Source organism: Sphingobacterium sp. UBA1498 (assembly GCF_002325125.1).
Lineage (GTDB): Bacteria > Bacteroidota > Bacteroidia > Sphingobacteriales > Sphingobacteriaceae > Sphingobacterium.
Genome location: NZ_DCRG01000005.1, coordinates 449,199 through 471,253 on the forward strand (window position 1 = coordinate 449,199; position 22,055 = coordinate 471,253).

The following is a 22,055-nucleotide window of genomic DNA, read 5'->3' on the forward strand; positions in this document are numbered from 1 at the left end:
CGTTTGAACATTTTTTCAAGAATTAAACAACATATCCATGAGAAAACGAATAGCATATCCCGTATTCACCGGTATAGCTTTGGCGCTTATTCTCAGCAGTTCGTGCCAAAATGCTATCAATAGCAGTCCAGACAATCCCTCAAAAATTGATTCAACAAATGCAGGCCGCGTCAATGAAGATTCGCTATTGACCAATATTCAGCAACACACATTTCAATATTTTTGGGAAGGTGCGGAGCCTACTTCTGGCCTCGCCAGGGAACGCATCCATATGGATGGTGTCTACCCTCAAAATGACCGTAACGTCGTCACCATAGGTGGTAGTGGGTTCGGTCTTATGGGGATGATTGTCGCCATGGAACGCGGGTTTATCAGCAAAGAACAAGGTGTCCAAAAATTGGATCACATCATGGATTACTTAGGAAAAATCGAACGGTTCAAAGGTGCATGGGCTCACTGGTATGATGGCGAACTAGGCACAGCTAAACCATTCAGTGAAAAAGATAATGGCGGCGATATTGTTGAAACCGCATTCTTAGCACAGGGTCTGATTGCCATTCGGGAGTACCTAAAGGATAAAGATGATTCTGCTCAAAAGGTTGCCCAAAAGGCTGACAAGCTATGGAAAGAAATCAATTGGAATCATTATACAAATGGGCAAAATGTCATGTATTGGCATTGGAGCCCCAAATTTAACTTTCAACAAAATCACCCGGTAAGAGGGTATGATGAATGTCTGATCACCTATATCTTAGCAGCCTCCTCGCCTACTTATCCTATTGCTCCATCGGTATACCATGAGGGCTGGGCAAGATCAGGTGCGATTAAAACAGCAGCTAAAAAATATGACATTCCACTCGTCCTTAAGCATAATGCCAAAGAAGGCGAAGTGGGGCCACTTTTCTGGGAGCATTATTCTTATTTAGGATTAAGCCCCAAGGGATTAAAAGATCAATATGCAGATTACTGGGAAGCAACAAGCAACCATGCCAAAATAAATTTGGCCTATGCTGATCTAAACCCAAAAGGCTACACGGGTTATGGTTCCTCTAAAGGATGGGGCTGGACAGCCAGTTATTCCATCAACGGTTATGATGCCCATCACCCAGACAACGATCCTGGCGTGATCGCGCCAACAGCGGCATTATCATCCATTCCCTATACACCGCACGAAAGCATTCAATTTGCACAATACCTCGACAAACAACTTGGCGACAAAATTTGGGGTAAATATGGCTATTACGACGCGTATAGCGAAACAGCAAATTGGTATCCACAACGGTATCTGGCGATTGATCAGGGACCTATTATAGTGATGATCGAAAACTATAGAACTGGTAAAATCTGGGATCTTTTTATGCAAGCCCCGGAAATTCAACAGGGACTAAAAAAACTTGGTTTTACAAGTCCCTATTTAAAATAGTGGTCTGTGGAATCATTTTCGATCCATCACACGTTGAAAATGGTTCCTACCACGAAAATAACATTGCATAGTATCAAAAAGTTCAACAATTAAAATTGAACATCTACCCTAAATATTAAGTAGCGCAGAGTAGAAGATTCATGCGCACATAAACAAAAGATAATAAGATGAAAAAAGTAGTAGGTGCTTTCCTTCTTGCATTTCTCGCTTGGCATACAAGTTCGGCTCAAAGCAATCAGAAAATGGACAAGTTCATTGATCAGCTGATGGCTAAGATGACTGTCGAAGAAAAGATTGGACAACTTAATCTAGTAACAGGTGGTGAGGCGACTACAGGAACGACTGTCTCCACTGATGTGGAATCAAAAATTAGAAATGGTCAAATCGGTGGTATTTTCAGCATGAGTACCCCCGCTAAGATCCGCAAAACACAGGAGATAGCCATTAAACAGTCCCGTTTAAAAATACCCATTATCTTTGGTATGGATGTCATTCATGGGTACCGTACCGTATTCCCTATTCCTTTGGGACTTGCCGCTACTTGGGATATGAATTTAATTCAGCAATCTGCACGTATTGCGGCAGAGGAAGCTACTGCGGATGGAATCAATTGGGCATTTTCGCCAATGGTCGATATTTCTCGCGATCCACGATGGGGTCGTATTTCTGAAGGTGCAGGTGAAGATACCTATCTTAGCTCAAGGGTTGCTGAGGCTATCGTCCATGGTTTCCAAGGTGATAATCTCGCGGCATACAACACCATGATGGCCTGCGTCAAACATTTTGCCCTATACGGTGCAGCCGAAGGCGGTCGTGATTATAATAGCACGGATATGAGCCTTCACCGGATGTACAATGAATATTTACCTCCTTACAAAGCAGCAATAGACGCCGGAGCTGGAAGTATTATGACGTCTTTTAACGATATTAATGGTGTCCCTGCTTCAGCAAACAAATGGTTAATGACTGATGTTTTACGCAAACAATGGGGCTTTAAAGGATTGGTCGTAACCGATTATACAGCGGTAAATGAATTAACGGCACACGGTCTAGGTGACCTCCAGCAGGTGTCTGCTTTAAGTCTCAATGCGGGTGTTGATATGGATATGGTCGGTGAAGGGTTTCTTACGACGCTAAAGAAATCTTTGGACGCTGGAAAAGTCAAAATCGCAGATATTGACAGGGCTTGCCGTTTTGTTTTGGAAGCCAAGTACAAATTAGGCTTATTTGATGATCCATATCGCTATTGTGATGAAAAACGGGCGAAAACAGTGATTGGATCTGAAGACAATCATGCGAAAGCAAGAGAAATTGCAGCAAAATCATTTGTTTTATTGAAAAATGAAAACCAAGCGCTTCCATTGAAAAAAACAGGCACAGTCGCTGTTATTGGCCCTTTAGCCAATTCAGGAGCAAATATGCCAGGAACCTGGAGTGTCAGTGCTGAACTAGACAAAACGGCCTCCTTGGTTGAGGGCATGAAAGCTGTATTGGGTAACAAAGTAAATATCCTGACACACCTAGGCAGTAATCTGTTGGAGGATCCGAATTACCAAAAACATGCAACTATGTTTGGCCGTACAATCGCACGTGATCCCCGAAAAGAAGAAGAGATCATTGCAGAAGCCGTAAAAGTTGCCCAGCAGTCCGATGTCGTCGTCGCTGCGCTCGGCGAATCGTCGGAAATGTCTGGAGAAAGCTCCAGTCGATCGGAACTGGATATTCCAAAAAATCAACAGAATCTTTTAAAAGCATTGTTGGCTACCGGAAAGCCAGTCGTTCTTGTGCTATTTACGGGTCGACCACTGACGCTCACATGGGAAGATGCTCACGTGCCCGCGATATTAAATGTTTGGTTTGGTGGAACAGAAACTGGAAAAGCAGTGGCTGATGTCTTATTTGGAGATGTTGTACCATCGGGAAAAATTACGGCAACTTTCCCACGTAATGTTGGTCAGATTCCGATCTATTACGCGCACAAGAATACCGGTAGACCTTACGGAAACTCAGGTGATTTTGAAAAATTCAAATCCAATTACCTCGATGTAAGTAATTCGCCACTTTACCCTTTTGGATATGGTTTAAGTTATACGACCTTTACCTATAGTGACATTCGTCTCGACCGTACCAAAATAGACGAAAAAGGTACGCTACAAGCGAGTATAGACATCAGTAATACTGGAAACTATGATGCTGAGGAAACTATACAGCTCTATATACAAGACGTAGTCGCATCAGTTACGCGTCCCGTAAAAGAACTAAAAGGGTTTCAGAAAATATTCCTTAAAAAAGGAGAACAAAAAACGGTAAACTTTAAAATTAACGTGGATGATTTGAAATTTTTTGACAACAGCCTGAATTATATCGCAGAGCCAGGAAATTTCAAAGTGTACATTGGCCCCAACAGTCGCGATGTCAAAGAAAAAGAATTTGAATTGCTTTAAAACTATTTTTCTATAAAAAAACAAAGCGGCACTTAAATCAATAAGTGCCGCTTTGTTTTTCTGTGGCGATCGTCAGTCGATGCTAACAACTTCATCTTTAAAAGACCTTTTATTTTAAAGATTTCAAATAGGTTTTGATCAACGATATTCCGTCATCATGCAAGATTGTGGTTCCCTTTTGGGGCATATGCATCTCTCCTAATGTTGACATTCTTCCAATCATCCTGGCCTGTTTCAACAAAATTCCAGTTTCATTCAAGGGGCTTTCGTAACGGAGATCCAGCATAGTCATATAAGCGGTACCTTTAGGATTATGACAATGGGCGCAATTAAGATCCAAATAAGCACGTGCTCGCACAGGTGTCGACCGGGTCACATCATCATAACTTGGCAGGGCGCTAAAATCACTCAACGATTTTAAATCAAGCATACCCCTATCCCTCAAATATAACAATTGCTGGATAGGTTCTTTATTGACATGGACAATACGGTTCATATTTCTTATTTTGGGACCTATTGGAAGCATATGATTTCCTTGACGGTGGCATGCGATACAATCCTCCCGCGAAGGAATGATATAATTCGTCTGTCTTTCGACACCTTTGCTGTCTAGAAACGAAACATGAACGGAAGCGCTGTCCATGAGTAGAAAAGCTTCATCTTGAGCTGCATTCCATTGATAGGTAGCCGCATTCCATTGCCCATCTTTATTGATAATAAGCCTAGTCTCAAGCAGCTGTAATTTAGCCCCTTTTACCACATTTGCTGCCGAATAGAAAAAAGTTTTAGCTATGATAGTACCATTGGGGAATTCGGGTAGTCCATCGTCCGATGCACTCATTTTTTCCCCTTTGGGAAGAAAGATTGCACGCTTTTTATCAGCATAGTCTGTGAATAAGGCAGATGCTAATTCATAGGAAATCCCTTGGTCGTTTGGCACAAGATCAGCCAATTTACCTTTGAACAGATTGTAATCCGATAATTTGCTCCTAAATACAATATTATCTTTAGCAGTTCTTCCGCGACCGATATTATTTACGACAATTAAAAGTACAGGTATTAATAAAACACCCATCAAAATGATTATTTTCTTCATTTCCCTTTATGTTCTTCTCTCCCTTTCTAGTCCATCATTAAATCGGACGAAGATAAGATAAATAAGGGATTATGGTGAGTCATGAGGGATTATCGTTCTACTATTTTACAATTAACTCAGAAAATGATAAAAATGAACAATTTTTAGCAAAAAATAAATTGGCTCCAAGCTAAATCGGGAAATAAAATGGCTATATTTAGCTGTCTTTTAACCAAAACTTCGGATCCATGGAAGATATGATTCTCTACAATCGGCTTCAGTTCGCATTTACTATTACATTTCATTATCTTTTCCCCCAATTGACCATGGGTTTATCGCTGATGATCGTGTACTTTAAATGGAAATTTCTGCAGACTCAAAACGAAGATTACAACCACGCTTCAAAATTTTGGATGAAAATCTTCGCCCTTAATTTTACCATGGGCGTTGTCACCGGCATCCCCATGGAGTTTCAGTTTGGCACAAACTGGGCGAAGTTTTCGGAACTTACCGGTGGGATTATTGGGCAGACCCTAGCTATGGAGGGCATGTTCTCCTTTTTCCTAGAATCTTCGTTTCTAGGAATGTTCCTTTTTGGAGAAAAGTTGCTCGGCCATAAGCTCCATTTTCTATCAGGACTGATGGTCTTTATTGGATCCTGGGCCAGTGGCTTCCTGATTATAGCCACACATTCTTGGATGCAACATCCGGTGGGCTATGAGATTCTTGAAAACGGCAAATTTATACTGAATAATTTTAGCGCATTATTCAGTAATCCATGGCTCTGGCCCTCCTATCTTCACAATCAAGCCGCATCTTTGGTTACAAGTTCCTTTTTTGTTGCTTCTATTGGCGCATTTTATCTGCTCAGTGACAGGCATAGCAAATTTGGTAAGATATTCGTTAAAAGCGGGGTCATCTTTGGTGCGATCTCTTCGGTGATGCTTGCCTTTCCTACCGGAGATTTGGCTGCAAAAAATGTGGCAAAATACCAACCCGCTGCCTTTGCTGGGATGGAAGGAATTTTCAAAACAGAAAAAGGCGGATCAGAGATTGTTCTGATCGGTCAACCGGACATGGAAAATAAAAAATTGGATAATAAAATAGCCGTACCGAATGTCCTCAGTTTTCTTACCTATCAACGCTGGGATGCAGAAATTAAGGGATTAAATGAATTCGACCAATCGTTACACCCAACGAACGTGCCTGGACTTTATTATAGTTATCACATCATGGTAGGTCTTGGTACCATATTCATTGGAGTCATGGTGCTCGCAGTGCTACTGCTTTGGAGAAACAGATTATACCAAACAAAATGGTTATTATGGATTATCATGTTTATGATCCCTTTTCCCTATATCGCCAATACGGCAGGCTGGTACACGGCCGAGCTTGGAAGACAACCTTGGCTTGTGTATAATCTCATGCGAATGGTAGACGGTGTATCCCCTACAGTCTCTTCTGGAAACACCTTATTCACCTTTCTGGGATTCGTTGGTCTGTACATTCTTTTGGGTTTACTATTTCTGATGTTAGTCCTCAAAATCATTAAAAAAGGTCCCGAAACTTACCCTGCATTAACCTAATTAGCTATGGAAATATTTTGGTTTATCGTATTAACTTTTATGTTGGGAATCTATATTGTACTCGATGGGTACGATTTTGGAGCAGGAATTGTCCATCTATTTTTCGCTAAGACGGAACAGGAGAAAAAAGCTGTAACGAATTCCATTGGACCATTTTGGGATGCCAATGAAGTGTGGCTTATTGCTTCCGGAGGTGTCTTGTTTTTTGCTTTCCCTACGCTTTACGCTTCCTCTTTCAGTGGATTTTACCTACCGCTAATGCTTGTGTTATGGCTACTTATTTTTAGGGCAATAAGCCTCGAGTTGAGAGGTCAGATACACCATCGCCTTTGGGAAGCTTTGTGGGACAAAGCCTTTGGACTAGCAAGTTTATTGCTTGCGCTTTTCTTTGGCGCGGCCCTGGGAAACGTCGTTCGTGGAGTCAATCTTGGTATGGTCGAAAATGGTGTATCAACACAGGAGCCACATTATTTTTTCCTTGCACTTTGGAACCCGACCTTTGACCCCTTAGCCCAGCATCAAGGCATTATTGACTGGTTTACCGTTATATTGGGTTTAGTCGCTGTCGTTACATTGACGATTCATGGAGCAGGCTGGATTATCCTCAAAACCTCCAGCACCTTAAACGATAGATTAAAACGTATTGTTTTTAAACTCAACGTTGTCTTGCTTATTCTCGTTATGCTATCAGCCTATGTATGGCATTACGTAAAACCCATCTCTTTAAGCAATTTTCAAAATCATTATTGGCTATGGTTATTTCCCCTAATTGCAGCAGCTGGATTGCTCGGACAATTCTGGATCAGGAGCTTTAAGAAAGACGGTATGGGCTTCTTGTTTTCATCCCTCTTTATACTCGGGAGCTTTGCCACAACCGTGGCTTCCATGTTTCCCATATTATTACCATCAACGAATGACGTAAATCCGTCCTTGACGATTCAAAATACTGCTGCACACGAATATGGTCTCTCTGTAGGTTTAGGCTGGTTTATAGTTGCTGCCATTTTAGTAATAGCCTATTTCATTATCCAATTTAGAGTATTCAAAGGTAAGCTAGATAATGTAGGTTACGGCGAACACTAAGATGCGCCCTCGATTAAAGGTCCAATAACTTATGCTTCATTGCAAACTGTACAAGTTTAATCATATTTTTGACTTTGAATTTAGTCAGTAGATTACGCCGATGCGTTTCTACAGTAACTGGGCTTAAAAATAACTTTTCTGCGATCTGATTCGTTGTCAGTCCATTTGAAATCAAAATCAAAATCTCCTTTTCACGTTGTGTCAGCCTAGGAAGGCTTTTCATTGTGGCAACTGCGCCCGTGTATAGCTCTTTTGCACGATCACAAATTGATTCTTTGCCATCTATCCCCAGTTGTACGCAACCTAAAAATTCCTCGTTGGACACATCCTTTAAAATATAGCCATTTCCGCCGGCACGCATAAACTGAAAAATAAGATTGCCATCGGCTAAATTGCTCAAGGCGACTATAGGAATCAAAGGGAATTGCTTCCTGACCTGCCTACATACATCTACGCCGCTAATGTTGGAAAGCTGCATATCCATCAGAACCAAGTCAACTCTAGTTGTATCCAAAAATTCAATCATTGCCACCTCTTCCAAAAATGGATATACCCGATACCCGTCCTGATTATTGAGAAAAGAAACAACTCCTTCCAACAGTAAGGGATGATCATCTAACACCGCAATTATCTTCATGACTCAGCCAATTTAAACAGTTATAGCAATTTCGATTTGGGTTCCGGATCCAAGCTTGCTGTGAATGTCAATTGATCCGTTGATCCATTTAATCCTATTGACCATATTATTTAATCCCAATCCATAATTTAATACGGAGGAATCAAAGCCTTTACCATTATCCTCCACAAGTATATGTAATATTTCTTGCGATTTACTTACCTGAACAATAATCGTATCTGCATTTGCATACTTTAGTGCATTTGAAATCGCTTCTTGAACAATTTGATAGAGGGCCAATCCTTTTTGAAAATCGACATTCAATTCAGGTTCGTAATTCTCAAACTGAATGGAAACATGACTATTTTTCATTGCCAGACATAATTGCTCCAATGCTGCTATCAACCCAAACTGACGTAAAGATGCAGGCATTAGATTATGTGAGATCCGCCTTACTTCGCCCAAAATATCATTCAGCTTCTGCGGTATTTCGTCCGTCAAGATTGTACTCTTCGCTACGTCGCCCGCAATCTTAAATTTTAACCCTGTCAACATACCGCCTATGCTGTCGTGCAGATCCTGAGCAATGCGCTGCCGCTCCTGCTGCTCCCCCTTGAGCATAGATTCCGAAATTTGCAACTGCTTTTCCTTTTCCAATTTTTCCAATACTATGTCGTGGTTGAGCCGTATCTGTGTATTGAGCTTCCGCTGCTTTCTGTAAAAAAAAGCAGTAAATAGCACAATGAAGAAAAGCAAAATAGCAATACCCAAAACTAGAAAAACTCGAAATTGGTTCCGGTCCTTTTCTGCACGCAGATTCAGAATCTCCTTTTCCTTTTCAACGGTCTTATACTTGGTCTCCATCTCATTCATTTTTTCCAGCAGTTGGACCTGCAGAATGCTATCGGATAGCTTATTTGCGGTATTGGACATCTTCAGTGCATCCTGATAATTACCCATCAGCTCATTTACGGCTGCCAGTTGACTATATACTATTTTGCTATTATAAAGATCTCGGGTCAATAGGCCATTTTTTACAATTTCCTCCAGCTGCAGTTTGGCATCGGCATACTTTTTCTGCAGGAGATACACATTAAACTTTCTGAACCGCATCATCTGGAATAATTTCCAATTGTTCATCTTGACCGACCAATCCAAACCGATATCCAATAACCTTAACGCCTCATCCGTTTGCTGCTTTGTCGTAAAGTAAAGAGCCTCGTTGTAATAGTAATTGGGCAGCTGAGAAGAATTTGGATACTCGTCCAATAGCTGCTTGGCTTTGTCCAATAAGATTTTTGCTTCTTTGGATTTTACCTGATAGCAATAATTGCTTACTGCGTTGAGGTAAGTTACTAAAAGTGCGGCACTCGGAGGTTGCTGCTCAAGCTGCTTAATCGCCAACTGATGGTATTCATCCGCTTTTGCAAGCTGATTGGACGACATAAAAGTCATACCGATCATAGTATTTATACTACCTTCCATAATAGGATCGTGCGCTTTAGCGTACGGTAAGCACTTCCCATTAAGAATATCCAAAAAGTCAGCAAATCCCTTTTTAGGAAATCGAATCAAGCCCAGATTGTACCATGCTCTAGCCAATAGCCCTTGTTGGAAAGGCTTTTGCGTATTGCCAAGCAGGTCGATACATTTCTGGACTTCAATGCTCGCGTTTTTACTATCCAGGAATTGCCCATAATAATAGCTTTTATATAATGCGCCCATGGCCTGTAAGGTCCTGAATGGCCTAGCCAACCGCTCACCCGCACGCATATGATTCCAAAATTTCGCCGTATCTCTAAATCGATAGTAATCTGCCAAATAAAAATGTTGCATTGCCTTCACACTATCATTGGACCTCGATAGCAATAACTTCTCCGCGTCAACTCGATATTTATTCTCATCCAATGGTAGGAAACTCTGTCCAGCTGCAGCATGTATAGTAAAGTATACTATAAAAAAGGCCATTATCTTCATTAACTCTTTCAACTGAAATATCATTAATCCAATATATTATATCATTTAAACAACTAAACTAAATCGGGCCTTTTCAGCCAATGGTTATATAATATGTAATACTGAATATCTTATGGTGGTTCAAGACTTCAATCTACTTCTATTAGCATGCTATTAGACTTCATCAATGTCGACAGCAGAAAATACATGCCGGAAAACCGCATAATCAAATGGCGGATCGCAAAAAAACAAAGATATATCTCCACAATGAATTGTTAAAGACATTCTTCTACTTTTTTGAAATTAATTGCCAACACAAGAATAGGCTAGTCTATTTAAAAACAGGCCAAAATATTTCAACTAAAAAAAACGCCTCCAGATAGCCCGAGAGGCGTTTTTAAAAGATATTAGCTGCTCTTTTTTGTCGCAATATCGATCAGCCAATCTAGCTTACACTGGTTGGTACGCCGAAGACAGCACATTTGGATTATCGGACTCAAAAAGCGCCGATTTAATCATACTTTACGTTTTAAAACTACATCCTGTCTTCACAAGGTATGCTAAGATTTCGAGATAGTCACGCTGAAATTGCGGTACAATTGTTACAATCGATTTAACATGTGCTTGGCGGGAATGCGTTAAATCTACTTTTTAGTGACCAGGAGTCTAAGATATATCAAAAATATGCCGAGGCAGTAAGGGATATCGACTCAATTGAAAAAAACTCAAGGTTATAGCAGCTAACAGGCTGAAGAATTTTCAACAACTGGTCGGTCCGGCCTATGTCATCAGCAGAACGGAATATATAATAGACAACGCTCCACGTTGTACGTATCGCATTATGGAAAAGAAATAAGGCTACCCTATCGAATTAATGCTAAGAAACTAGTAATATACCGATAAGTATTTTCTATATTTGCACGCAAAGAATAGAATTCATCATGTCGAAAGCAGAACACACACGGCAATTTATTATTGAGAAAACTGCGCCCATCTTTAATAAAAAAGGTTACTTTGCGACTTCCCTATCAGATATCACAACAGCGACAGGCTTAACAAAAGGAAGTATTTATGGTAATTTTAAGGACAAAGACGATCTGGCCATACATGTTTATACTTATCAGAGCAAAAACATTTCCGATGCGGTTCATCAGCAGATTATTCAGCAAAAAACAGCGTTAAAGAAGCTTTTGTCTTTTTTTGATTTCTACAAAGAGAATTTTAAAGCTATCGCAGCCTCTGGCGGATGTCCAATGATGAACGCTGCTGTTGAAGCAGATGATTCACTGCCTTTTTTAACGCCAAAAGTGAAGCGTTCATTTGACCTTTGGCGCCAGCGTTTAATCTTGATTCTGGAGGAAGGAATAAAAAATGGAGAATTTAAGCAAGATGTTTCTGCTGAGGATTACGCCATTACGTTTATGGCGATGATCGAGGGCGGAATTTTGCTTTCAAAAATTACCGGAAGAGGAAAAGATTTAGCGATTGTCTTAGAAAAAATGAGAGAAATGGTCAACCGGGAAATCAAAAGTTAGTTTTTTTAAAAATTCAAATACCAATCGGTATATTATTACAAAAATATTAAAATAAAAAGAGATGAAAAGAGTTGTAGTTACCGGCATGGGAACCATAAATCCGCTGGGAGAAAACATTGATACATTCTGGAATAACATTTTGCGCGGTGAAAACCGCACAGCAGCGATTAGCCGTTTTGATGCATCCCTATTTCGAACACAGATTGCAAGTGAAATTAAGCAATTTCAGCCCGAAAAATACTTAGATAGAAATGAAATCAAAAGGAGTGATCTTTTCACGCAATATGCGTTATACAGTGCAGCTCAAGCACTAGAAGATTCGGGACTAGTACCTGAAAGCATGGATCCCTTTGACATCGGTGTCATTTGGGGTGTTGGTCAGGGTGGAATGGAAACTTTCGAAAAAGAGGTAGAAGGTTACGTAACGGGAGATTACAAACCGCGATTCAGTCCATTTTTCGTTCCGCGCCTCATCGTGAATATGGCTTCTGGAATGATATCGATGAAATATGGTTTAAAAGGAATCAACTACACAACAGTATCGGCGTGCGCAACATCCAATACTGCTTTTATGGATGCCTTCAATTACATTCGATTAGGGAAAGCAAAAGTTTTTATCAGTGGCGGCTCCGAGGCTCCCATCACACCCGCTTCCGTTGGAGGCTTTTCTGCCATGAAGGCCATGTCGAGCCGGCATGATAGCCCACAGACTGCAAGCAGACCATTTGACCGCGATCGCGACGGCTTTGTCATGGGAGAAGGTGCCGGTGCGCTTATCCTCGAAGAGTACGAACATGCAAAGCAAAGAGGCGCAAAAATTTATGCAGAACTTGTAGGAGCTTCAATGACTGCGGACGCTTACCATATGACTTCTCCCCACCCCGAAGGAATAGCTGCTGCAAAAGCCATGTCTCTAGCGTTGGAGGAAGCCAAAATTAACATCAGCGAGCTCGACTATTTAAATCTCCACGCTACTTCAACTCCGGTTGGAGATATCGCTGAACTAAAAGCGATGCAACGCGCTTTTGGCAACTCCAACAATTTATGGGTCAGTTCTACCAAGTCAATGACAGGACATTTACTTGGTGCGGCGGGGGCTATCGAAGCAATCATTGCCGTAAAATCTATCAACAACAATGTTATCCCCGCAACGATAAACATCGAAAATATAGATCCGGAGATTCCGGAAGGGGTAAATATTGTGATCAATCAGCCACTGGAAAAAACCGTGACTGCAGCAATGAGCAATGCATTTGGGTTTGGAGGACACAATTCGAGTATAGTTTTCAAAAAGATTTAATTTTTTTGAAATAATTCTTGACAAAGTGTATTAAACACACTATCTTTGTACTATCATAATTTAGGTTTATAATTGGTTATTTAAGGTTTTCATTCTCCCCGTTTGAAAACCTTTTTTTATGCCTATTTTTTTGTCCAATGCTATTTGTAGATCTACTTTTTGCGGACACTATACTCCCCTCAATCAATCCCACCATTATTTAGATGAGCTTGTTATCGCTTTCTCACAGGCTATGAGAACAGCAGGCGGGATCGCATACTTGGTTTGATAATGAATACTGCCTTTTTAATCGTTGACGCAATCACTTGCTGATCATAATTTAAGCTAGCTGCAAAAATAAATACAAAAGCATTACCAAATTATAGCTAATCACAATTTTCAATCAATATTTAGACAGTTATCGGTCACTGATTATTCAGTCCTGACTGACGAATCACTGAGCAAGCACTGAACGAGCACTGAACAAGTAGTGTCAAAAGGTACAATTTGGTCACCTTTTGGTCCCAATGTGTTGCCGCTCCAAATCAAAGGGAAATTTAATTGAAGCGTTCAAATAAAACTGTTTATACAAGACAGAAAATGCAAATGGAAATATGAAATTGCACGACCTTATCGGACTAGAATCTACGAAGGGGATTCTCCAACATATTCCCAGACAACCGGATGGTAGAAATACAGTTAGTCTAAAATTACAATCACTTGGATTTGTAGATGCATTCGACTTAAAAAAATCTATAGAAGCAATGATTAATTCTTTAAGACAGGATAAAAATTTATAAAAAAAAATAGCGAGACAACCGAAGTTGCCTCGCTGGGTAATAATAAACATATGAAATTAAAATTTTCCTGTCCGTTTATCCCACCACATCTGTTCACCCCAAGCATAATCTTTTACTTTAGTAGCGGCTGCCTCCACATTCGCAGTATTGTTTACATATTCACTGTTCGGATATGGAACACGCCAAGGTTGATCATTATGATCCTTTCCATAAATGGAATTAATTGAGGGATAATTTGTCGATGGAATCCCTGTTCTTCGATATAAACTCCAAGCTTCGTAATTCTCCTTAAACAGCGCTACCCACATATCCCACCAAATACGTTCCTTTGTATTATTCCACTGTCCAGCGCCTGCTAAATAAGTCTTAACATCCGCATCGGAAACATTATTTTCTTGCATAGACAAATTCACAGCTTTTTCGTATGCAACCTTTGCAGTTATACCAACATTATAACCTAGCATTGCAGCTTCAGCCAAATTATAATAGGTTTCACAAGATTTAAGAAATGGTATAGATCCAGCCGGATCACGAATATATTTGTCGCCAATCCAGGAAATAGTATCTAATTTTTTAGGACCCGATGTTAGCCCATTTTGATAACCAAGATATGCTCCAGCATTATTCTTTGTCGCTATTGTACTTATTCTCGGATCTGCTGTTTTAAGCATATGATCAATAAAAATATCGGACATTCCCCAATTGTCAATTCGCTTCCCGTAAACTCCAGAATTATACCAAGGCTCGAGATAAGGTAGCTCTCCAGGGAACTTAATAGCACAATTTTCGGCATTATTTTCAATCAGCGGATATTTTGTAGGGGCACCGGTAATCTCTTCTACTGTACTTTTTGCTAAACTTGCAGAGACACCGGATATACGAATTGCCATGCGTAACCGCAATGAGTTGCAGAATTTTTGCCACAAAAGCATCTGTTCTTTTGTTGATCTACCGCTGTTATAATAGACAATATCAAAGTTTCCAAGATCGTCATCACCAATTCCAGCAGCCATCTCGTCAGCAATACTTTTCAAATCAGCCATTACCGCGGGGTAAATATCTTCTTGTTTATCATATTTTGCCAATAGAATACTGCCGTCTTCTGGACGTCCTTTCAATGCTTCCGAATAAGGAACATCTCGCCAACCTTCTGTCAATAAAAACCACATATAGTTGCGCCAAATTCGACTTACAATTCTGATATTTTTATATGCCTCAGCCTTATCGTCTGTTTTGGCCAAAATATCTTTGATTTGCGCGTTGTTATAGTAGCAGTTATACCAGCGATTACCGTACGTGTTATTCGTCGGAGTTAAGCCACTCAAAAAATCCATATATTGGATTTTAACAATGTATCCTGCAAATGTTCCATAACCATCCACATCTCCACCAAAAGACTCGGCTGTATTACGGAGTATATTCGTTAACATATTTGCTGGTGGAACATCGGGTAAGGCATCTGGATCAGTATTTATCTCCGCAAATTTTTTGGTACATCCTGAAAAAATAATTGCAAAGATAATGACCGATATACTTATATTCTTTATTAAACTTTTCATAGTTTTTTATATTTTTTGGAATACAAAATGATTATATTACTCTTTAATTCAGTTAAAACGAAAATCCTAATTTAAGTCCAATACTTCTCGAAGAAGGAACTGTAGCTTGTTCAAAACCTATTCCTCTACTATCACTGGAAACGCCACTTGTTTCTGGATCAAGTCGCATCGTATTTGACTTATGCACCCAAAGCAGAGCTAAGTTAGATCCAATTAGAGAGATGTTGGCACGTTTGATTCCTTTAATTCGACTATATAAATGAGCGGGTACAGTGTATGTCAGATACGCTTCACGTAGCTTGAGAAAAGAACCATCAAATACATAGCTTTCTGAAACACCACCCGATTCAAACCAATCCTGCGCATTTGTTTCGATCGTGTTCGTCACCCAACCTCCATTACCATTTGACATTACAAATTTCTCATTAGTCATCACATCCTTCCCTGCGACAATGGCTCTTTCCCGAACTCCGTTTGCAGCAGTAATTTCTGCGATCCCTGCGGTGTAGGCATGAGACATAGTCTGGGACCAAATATCACCCCCTTTTCTGAAATCGAGCATAAAGCCAAAACTGAAATCTTTATACTTAAAATCGTTTCGCATACTCGCTAAAAAATCTGGGGTAACATTACCAATAATTTGACTTGCCTTTGAAGCTACTAAACCACTGCTATTAACTTTAATAGCTCCTTTCATGGGCCCATCTTCAACGCGATCATAGCCTGTACCCTTCAACGCACCCCATGCCTCACCAACTGTTGCTGTGTTTGCGATTCCCCAAGTCCATCCCACTTGATAGGTCTGCAAATTTAGCTCTGGATATAATTCCAATATTTTGTTCCGATCCCTAGAAAAGTTAATCATCGTTGTCCAGTTAAGGCCGTTTTCTTTCCTTAGAACATCCCCCCTTAATTGCAACTCTACCCCCTTACTCTCAATATTTCCAGCATTTAAAACCATGCTACTAAAGCCGACCACATTAGATGTTGTCACTGGCAAGATTTGCTTTTTAGCATTTTTATGATAGTAGGTAATATCCGCATGAATACGATCATTCAAAAAGCCCACTTCAGTACCCACTTCCCAAGAATAAATAGCTTCGGGCTCTAAATTATCGATCGCATAGGTCATACTTTTGTACATCTGTCCTATACCATCAAAAGCGTTATTTTGCGCATAATAATAATTTCCATTACGATAAGGCGATGTTGCATTACCGACTTTCGCTAGATTCAATCGCAGTTTCCAAAAAGAAAGTGCATCACTCCTCAAGCTCTCAAAGGACGATGTAGGTATCCAACTTAAACTAGCCGACGGATAAAAAAACGATTTAGTTAACGTAGACGACCAATCGTTACGCATGGTTGCATCTAGATATAACTGATCTTTCCATCCAATAGAGGCTTGACCGTAAATTGAATTTGAGCGATTGTGCGCGTGATCCATGTTCGTCACCGCGTCTCCAATCTTATTTGTAATGGTATACACCCCAAGAACAGTCAAACCGCTAGCACCTAAACTATTCGATTCATATTGATTGTCCCTATAATTAAAACCAACCAATCCTAAAATATCGAAATCACCATATTTTTTATTAAAATTAGCTAAGAAATCTGCATTAAATTCGGTATTGCTATTTTTAATTTCATTAAAGCTTCCATATGGATGATCGTAATTGAAATAATTTCGTTCAAAAATATTGGTATGGTAGTAATCCAATCCGACACGTCCTTCAAATTTCAAAAATTCATAAGGTTGATAGTACAAAGAGGATCGGCCAAAAATGCGGTTTGTTTTGAGAGAGTTCAACGAATTATACATTGAATAATAAGGATTCATATGATAATTGGAATTCCAATTATAATAAGTATAGTTTCCCTGTTCGTCTCTTTGATCCCAATTCGCTTTAAGATCTTTCATATCCACCTGACGGCCAAACCAAATTAAACCGTTCATAGGATTAGCACCATCATATCCTTGTGTAATCAAGTTTCCGCTTTCTGTCCGAACAAATGTGGACATGATATCGTATGAGAACTTTTCATTAATTTTATATGTATTATTCAAGTGCGCAGAATATTTTTTCTGATCGGTGTTTGGTACAGTTCCTTTTTGATCCCGAAAAGATAAGGAAGCGCGCGTTGAAGAACGATCGTTTTTCGCTAGCAAAGAAAGATTATGATTCTGAGAATAGCCCAATTGGAAAAAGTCTTTTACATTGTTTGGATGCGATACCCAGGGCGTTGCCTGTCTTACACCATTTACTACTGGACTGTTAAATTGTGGCAACTGTAGCCCAATGTCTAATCTCGGTCCCCATGATTCGTCAAAACCATCATTAATACCTCCACCGGCACCATTGACATACGCAAACGAACTATCTCGCGCAAATTGTTGATACGTTATGCCTTTACCTTTTGCTAGTAATCCATAGTTATATTCATCACCTCTAGAACCCTGTCCGTACAAATTCTGATATTTGGGTATCGTCGAGGCTTGATCTACAGTAAAATTACCATCATAAGACAATACAACCCCCTCTTTCGCGCGCTTGCCCGATTTGGTTGTAATCATAAGTACGCCCTTTCCAGCACGCATACCATATAAAGCTGCTGAACCTCCCTTTAAAAGGGTAACACTTTCAATATCTTCAGGATTGATATCATTTAACCCTGATCCATAATCCACGCCACCATATGTATTATCACCTGTACGTTGAGTCGTATTTGACATTGGTACCCCATCTATTACGATTAAGGGCTGCTGATCAGAAAGCAATGATGTATTGCCGCGAACGGAAATTCTTGCGGATGATCCAACAGCTCCACCAAATTGATTGACTTGAACACCGGCAACTTTACCGGATAATGAACCTGTAAGGGATAATTGTCCTGCATCCGTCAACTCTTCCGCTTTCACTTCTTGAACTGCCGCTCCCATGGACTTTTTAGAGCGCGTAATTCCCATCGCAGTGACCACAACTTCGTCCAAATTGCGTTCATCGGTCGTTAATGTAACCTGAATTGTACGCTGATTGGTTAAGTTCACTTCCTTACGACCATAACCGATAGCCGAAACGCTTAGAGTCCCCGCCTGCTTGTAGTTGATCGTAAACTCGCCGTTTTGCCCTGTTTGTGTCGCTGTTCCATCCCTCAGTGTCACTGTAACTCCGGGTATAGGCTTTCCGTCTTGGTCGACCACCTTCCCTTTTAAAACTGTTTGCGCATATACCGCCGAGCTTACCAAAACGGTAGCGGCTAGCATAGCAATGCTTTTTCTGTTCATAAGTTTAGTTTCAGATGTTAGTTTTTAGTGTTTTTATAACAACTAAGTTAGGGGTACTTAGCTTGCATTGATAACCGAATTTTGATCATTAATACCCGATTTTTAACCCAAAGTGTTAAATAAACAACATAATAGCAGCAGAAAAACTTCACAACACCTGTATTCCTCAAGAAAAATACGTCAAAACGCATTAAATACCCTTTTTTGACTTAAAAACAACTAACAAAAAAGCAAAAAATAAATCAACCCATTGACATAAGATCGACTTAACACCTTATTTTTCACAAAAATCAATAAAAAAAATGATTGATGTGTTTTTTTTAAGATAGTGAGAAAAAAAAGATGATTTTTTCCTCAAAAAAAATAGGGATGAGATGAATAGGTATTACGATCGGATTTGGTAAGCTATATCCGTTTCTTTAGGGAAAAAGACAGATAAATATAAAAGCAAAAATCTCATTAAAAAGAATTTTAACATTACAATTTAACGAGATTTTATTACCGCTGGATTTTAATAGCTATTTAATCAAAGCGAGCAAATAAAAGAATATTTAATGGCTTAAAGTATCCTTCATACTGTATTCCCGATTAGCATTAGATCACAGAATAGAGCGTTTGTTTGTACTGCTGCACATACTCTTTTGGATTGCAGCCGACGATTTGTTTAAATACGCGATTAAAGTTGGTAATGCTATTGAAGCCACAGTTGTAGGCAATAAAAGAAACACTGTCCAAGTGGTCTTCATTTAACTGGTTACACACTTCTTTGACTCTTATGCGATTAAGATAGGTCACAAAGGTAACCCCACAATGCTTTTTAAAATAGCGACAAAAAGCTTGTGGCGTAAGATTGGCGTGATCAGCAACTTCTTCCAACGTCAGTTCGTCTCTATAGTGTTCCCTGATATAGTTGCAGATAAAATTAATACGATTTGATCCATGTATTGTTTCCAAGCCTGCTTCCACGCGCTCGTTACAAAGCGCATCGGCGCCCCTAGAAATATTTGCTAGCGTTCTCAATAGATAAAAAAAATGCATCAACTTGTCCATCTGATCCGCAGATTTCAACTGACAAACCCTTTGTGATATCTGGTCAAAATAAGTCTCGGGAACTTTAAATCCTCTGGAGTTACTATAGATAAATTGATTCAGCGATTCAAATTCATCCAGGGAAAACAGAGATTTAAGCTTTCCGTTTGGATCGAAAAAAATGGAAACAGAGCGAGATTCATTTGAAAAGCCGTCCTGAGAGGCCGATTTAAACACATGCGGTTGGTTTGCCCCCAAAAAGAAAATATCATTTTCCTTAAAGGGGTGTAAGGTATCTTCAACAATCAAAACTCCTTTGCCTTTTTTTATCCACATTAATTGAGCTTCTTGATGTCGATGAAAATGGGGGTAGAAATTTTCCAAAACATCTTCTTGAATAGTAAGGCTCTGGCCTCGCATGGTAGGAACATTAAATTGGAGCGTTTTCATAGGTATGTTTAGTTTATGTTACTGTTTAGTTAACATAAATATAACAACTGCAAAGCAACAACAATATATTTAGTTTGTTCATAAAATTACAATACTAAAATATGTTTAGAATCCGACAATATTTAATAATGCTTTAACAAATCTTCTAAGGAAAGGTATAATTGGTATTAAAAACGCTTTAATATTAAAAAAATGGGTTAAAATACAATTAGACTTTGATAAATTGTGATAATTATAATTCAACAGAAAGATAGAACTTTATTAAATTTCGTTTTCGATTCTTCATAGTGTATAAAAATGAATCTTATTCGTTTGTAACAACAGCAAAAATTGCACTATCAAAGATAAACCTCTTAAATAAATCGTTTTGAAGCGCTTAAATTTTACGATATTCGTGTTAGACAATGTACATCTAAGGGGCAAGCCAATTGCAAAACAAAATATAACAAAAAATCTATGGCTTTAACAAAATAAAAAGCATTACATTCTAAAATTTCCAAAATTTATGTTCAAAAAAGAAATATATCTTCATCGCCGAAATAAGCTTTTATCATCGCTCAGTTCTGGCAAAATTCTTTTGTTAGGCAACATTGAAAACCCGATTAATTTTGAGCACAACACCTATCCATTTCGTCAGGACAGCAGCTTTTTATATTACATAGGAATAAAAAGTCCAGGTTTGGCTGCTGTATTGGATATTGAAAAAAATGAGACTATACTATTTGGTGACGAAATGACGATCGACGATATTGTGTGGATGGGTCAGCAGCAAACTTTAGCGGAAAAGGCAGAACTTTCGGGTATAAGTGCGGTACTTCCTTTCAATCAACTCTTCGACTATCTTAACAAGAAAACGCAAGCAGAAATTCACTACCTTCCGCCTTATCAATCGCACAACAAATTATTACTTCAACAAATAACTGGCCATTCTGTAAGTCAGTTAGAACCCTCGGTCGCTTTAATTAAAGCCGTGGTTGCTCAACGAAGCGTCAAATCGGAAGAGGAGATCGCGGAACTAGAAAAGGCGGTAGATATCGCTGTTGATATGCATCGCATAGCTATGCGAATGACAAAACCTGGTTGTTATGAATATCAGATCAGCAATGCTATGCAACATTTTGCGCAAGATCAGGGAACCCCATTCTCCTATCCTCCGATAGTTACAAAACGGGGTGAAATCCTGCATAACCATATGCAATTTCACCAACTTTGTGAAGGTGATATTCTCCTTAATGATTCGGGCGTGGAAACCGCTATGGGATATGCTTCTGATCTAACCAGAACATTTCCCGTAGGAAAACGATTTACAGCGTTGCAAGAAGAAATTTATCAGATTGTTCTACATGCTTTTAAATCTGCTGAACAGCTGCTGACATCCGGAATACGTTTTAAAGAAATACATTTAAAAGCCTGTGAAGCGCTTGTAGACGGACTAATACAAACAGGATTTATGAAAGGTAACGCGCAAGATGCGGTCATGAATCACGCGCATGCACTTTTCTTTCAATGTGGACTCGGGCACATGCTCGGTCTTGATGTCCATGATATGGAAGATCTTGGTGAACAATATGTAGGCTATACCGAAGCTGAGCCAAAAGATACCAAGACTTTCGGTATCAAATCACTCCGACTAGGCAAGGAACTAGAAGCTGGCAATGTACTCACTGTTGAGCCTGGAATCTATATTATCCCTGAATTAACGCAGCTTTGGGAACAGCAAAATTTACACAAGGACTTTATTAATTATGATTTCTTAAAAAAGCACCTCAATTTCGGAGGGGTTCGTATCGAAGACAATTATCTTATTGAAAAAGATGGATATCGTCGTTTAGGGAAATATCTTGAACGTGAAATACACGAAATATATCAGCTTAAAGACAACCCAATTAATTAAAAAACAGATAACGAACATAGCAATAAACCCGAAAAGTGAA

The 22,055-nt window shown here is 39.4% G+C and carries 13 protein-coding genes; 7 read left to right on the forward strand and 6 right to left on the reverse strand.

The genetic code is table 11. The features are described 5' to 3' along the window. Positions 1–37 precede the first annotated feature (37 nt). Both B3139_RS06785 and bglX read left to right on the forward strand, forming a co-directional pair. Positions 38–1,423 (forward strand): glucoamylase family protein, encoded by a 1,386-nt coding sequence (locus tag B3139_RS06785; RefSeq protein ID WP_293881095.1) that lies wholly within the window; start codon positions 38–40, stop codon positions 1,421–1,423. A 167-nt stretch (positions 1,424–1,590) separates the two neighbouring features. Then, complete coding sequence (gene bglX / locus B3139_RS06790) at positions 1,591–3,867, forward strand: beta-glucosidase BglX (protein ID WP_293881097.1); 2,277 nt, start codon at positions 1,591–1,593, stop codon at positions 3,865–3,867. Between the two features lie 109 nt (positions 3,868–3,976). Here the strand turns inward: bglX and B3139_RS06795 are convergent, their stop codons facing one another. Next, a complete protein-coding gene (locus B3139_RS06795) occupies positions 3,977–4,963 on the reverse strand; it encodes a hypothetical protein (protein WP_293881099.1) in 987 nt (328 codons plus the stop codon). A gap of 227 nt (positions 4,964–5,190) precedes the next feature. Here B3139_RS06795 and B3139_RS06800 point away from each other — a divergent pair, with 227 nt between their 5' ends. After that, a complete protein-coding gene (locus B3139_RS06800; RefSeq protein ID WP_293881101.1) occupies positions 5,191–6,528 on the forward strand; it encodes a cytochrome ubiquinol oxidase subunit I in 1,338 nt (445 codons plus the stop codon). Positions 6,529–6,534: 6 nt separating this feature from the next. After that, positions 6,535–7,611: a cytochrome d ubiquinol oxidase subunit II gene (gene cydB / locus B3139_RS06805; RefSeq protein WP_293881103.1), complete on the forward strand. Its 1,077-nt coding sequence runs from the start codon at positions 6,535–6,537 to the stop codon at positions 7,609–7,611. A 13-nt stretch (positions 7,612–7,624) separates the two neighbouring features. Here the strand turns inward: cydB and B3139_RS06810 are convergent, their stop codons facing one another. Then, positions 7,625–8,248 carry a response regulator gene (locus tag B3139_RS06810; protein ID WP_293881105.1) on the reverse strand — a complete coding sequence of 208 codons (624 nt, stop codon included), beginning with the start codon at positions 8,246–8,248 and terminating at the stop codon, positions 7,625–7,627. A 12-nt stretch (positions 8,249–8,260) separates the two neighbouring features. Then, complete coding sequence (locus B3139_RS06815; RefSeq protein ID WP_293881107.1) at positions 8,261–10,228, reverse strand: sensor histidine kinase; 1,968 nt, start codon at positions 10,226–10,228, stop codon at positions 8,261–8,263. A gap of 896 nt (positions 10,229–11,124) precedes the next feature. Between B3139_RS06815 and B3139_RS06820 the strand changes: the two genes are divergently transcribed. After that, positions 11,125–11,718, forward strand: a complete 594-nt coding sequence (locus tag B3139_RS06820; RefSeq protein ID WP_209575824.1) for a TetR/AcrR family transcriptional regulator — start codon at positions 11,125–11,127, stop codon at positions 11,716–11,718. Between the two features lie 61 nt (positions 11,719–11,779). After that, complete coding sequence (fabF, locus tag B3139_RS06825; RefSeq protein ID WP_209575826.1) at positions 11,780–13,018, forward strand: beta-ketoacyl-ACP synthase II; 1,239 nt, start codon at positions 11,780–11,782, stop codon at positions 13,016–13,018. A gap of 835 nt (positions 13,019–13,853) precedes the next feature. Here the strand turns inward: fabF and B3139_RS06830 are convergent. From B3139_RS06830 to B3139_RS06840, 3 genes are all read right to left on the reverse strand, one after another. Continuing rightward, a complete protein-coding gene (locus B3139_RS06830; protein WP_293881110.1) occupies positions 13,854–15,356 on the reverse strand; it encodes a SusD/RagB family nutrient-binding outer membrane lipoprotein in 1,503 nt (500 codons plus the stop codon). A gap of 52 nt (positions 15,357–15,408) precedes the next feature. After that, complete coding sequence (locus B3139_RS06835) at positions 15,409–18,642, reverse strand: SusC/RagA family TonB-linked outer membrane protein (RefSeq protein ID WP_293881112.1); 3,234 nt, start codon at positions 18,640–18,642, stop codon at positions 15,409–15,411. A 594-nt stretch (positions 18,643–19,236) separates the two neighbouring features. Then, entirely contained in the window at positions 19,237–20,121 is an 885-nt protein-coding gene (locus B3139_RS06840) for an AraC family transcriptional regulator (RefSeq protein WP_209575832.1), read from the reverse strand. Positions 20,122–20,626: 505 nt separating this feature from the next. Here B3139_RS06840 and B3139_RS06845 point away from each other — a divergent pair. Next, positions 20,627–22,015: an aminopeptidase P family protein gene (locus B3139_RS06845; protein ID WP_293881114.1), complete on the forward strand. Its 1,389-nt coding sequence runs from the start codon at positions 20,627–20,629 to the stop codon at positions 22,013–22,015. Positions 22,016–22,055: the final 40 nt, after the last annotated feature.

Excerpts from the sequence above, each read along its gene's own strand:
- B3139_RS06785 (WP_293881095.1), top strand. The coding sequence starts at position 38 with ATGAGAAAACGAATAGCATATCCCGTATTCACCGGTATAGCTTTGGCG.
- bglX (WP_293881097.1), top strand. The coding sequence starts at position 1,591 with ATGAAAAAAGTAGTAGGTGCTTTCCTTCTTGCATTTCTCGCTTGGCAT.
- B3139_RS06795 (WP_293881099.1), bottom strand. The coding sequence starts at position 4,963 with ATGAAGAAAATAATCATTTTGATGGGTGTTTTATTAATACCTGTACTT.
- B3139_RS06800 (WP_293881101.1), top strand. The coding sequence starts at position 5,191 with ATGGAAGATATGATTCTCTACAATCGGCTTCAGTTCGCATTTACTATT.
- cydB (WP_293881103.1), top strand. The coding sequence starts at position 6,535 with ATGGAAATATTTTGGTTTATCGTATTAACTTTTATGTTGGGAATCTAT.
- B3139_RS06810 (WP_293881105.1), bottom strand. The coding sequence starts at position 8,248 with ATGAAGATAATTGCGGTGTTAGATGATCATCCCTTACTGTTGGAAGGA.
- B3139_RS06815 (WP_293881107.1), bottom strand. The coding sequence starts at position 10,228 with ATGATATTTCAGTTGAAAGAGTTAATGAAGATAATGGCCTTTTTTATA.
- B3139_RS06820 (WP_209575824.1), top strand. The coding sequence starts at position 11,125 with ATGTCGAAAGCAGAACACACACGGCAATTTATTATTGAGAAAACTGCG.
- fabF (WP_209575826.1), top strand. The coding sequence starts at position 11,780 with ATGAAAAGAGTTGTAGTTACCGGCATGGGAACCATAAATCCGCTGGGA.
- B3139_RS06830 (WP_293881110.1), bottom strand. The coding sequence starts at position 15,356 with ATGAAAAGTTTAATAAAGAATATAAGTATATCGGTCATTATCTTTGCA.
- B3139_RS06835 (WP_293881112.1), bottom strand. The coding sequence starts at position 18,642 with ATGAACAGAAAAAGCATTGCTATGCTAGCCGCTACCGTTTTGGTAAGC.
- B3139_RS06840 (WP_209575832.1), bottom strand. The coding sequence starts at position 20,121 with ATGAAAACGCTCCAATTTAATGTTCCTACCATGCGAGGCCAGAGCCTT.
- B3139_RS06845 (WP_293881114.1), top strand. The coding sequence starts at position 20,627 with ATGTTCAAAAAAGAAATATATCTTCATCGCCGAAATAAGCTTTTATCA.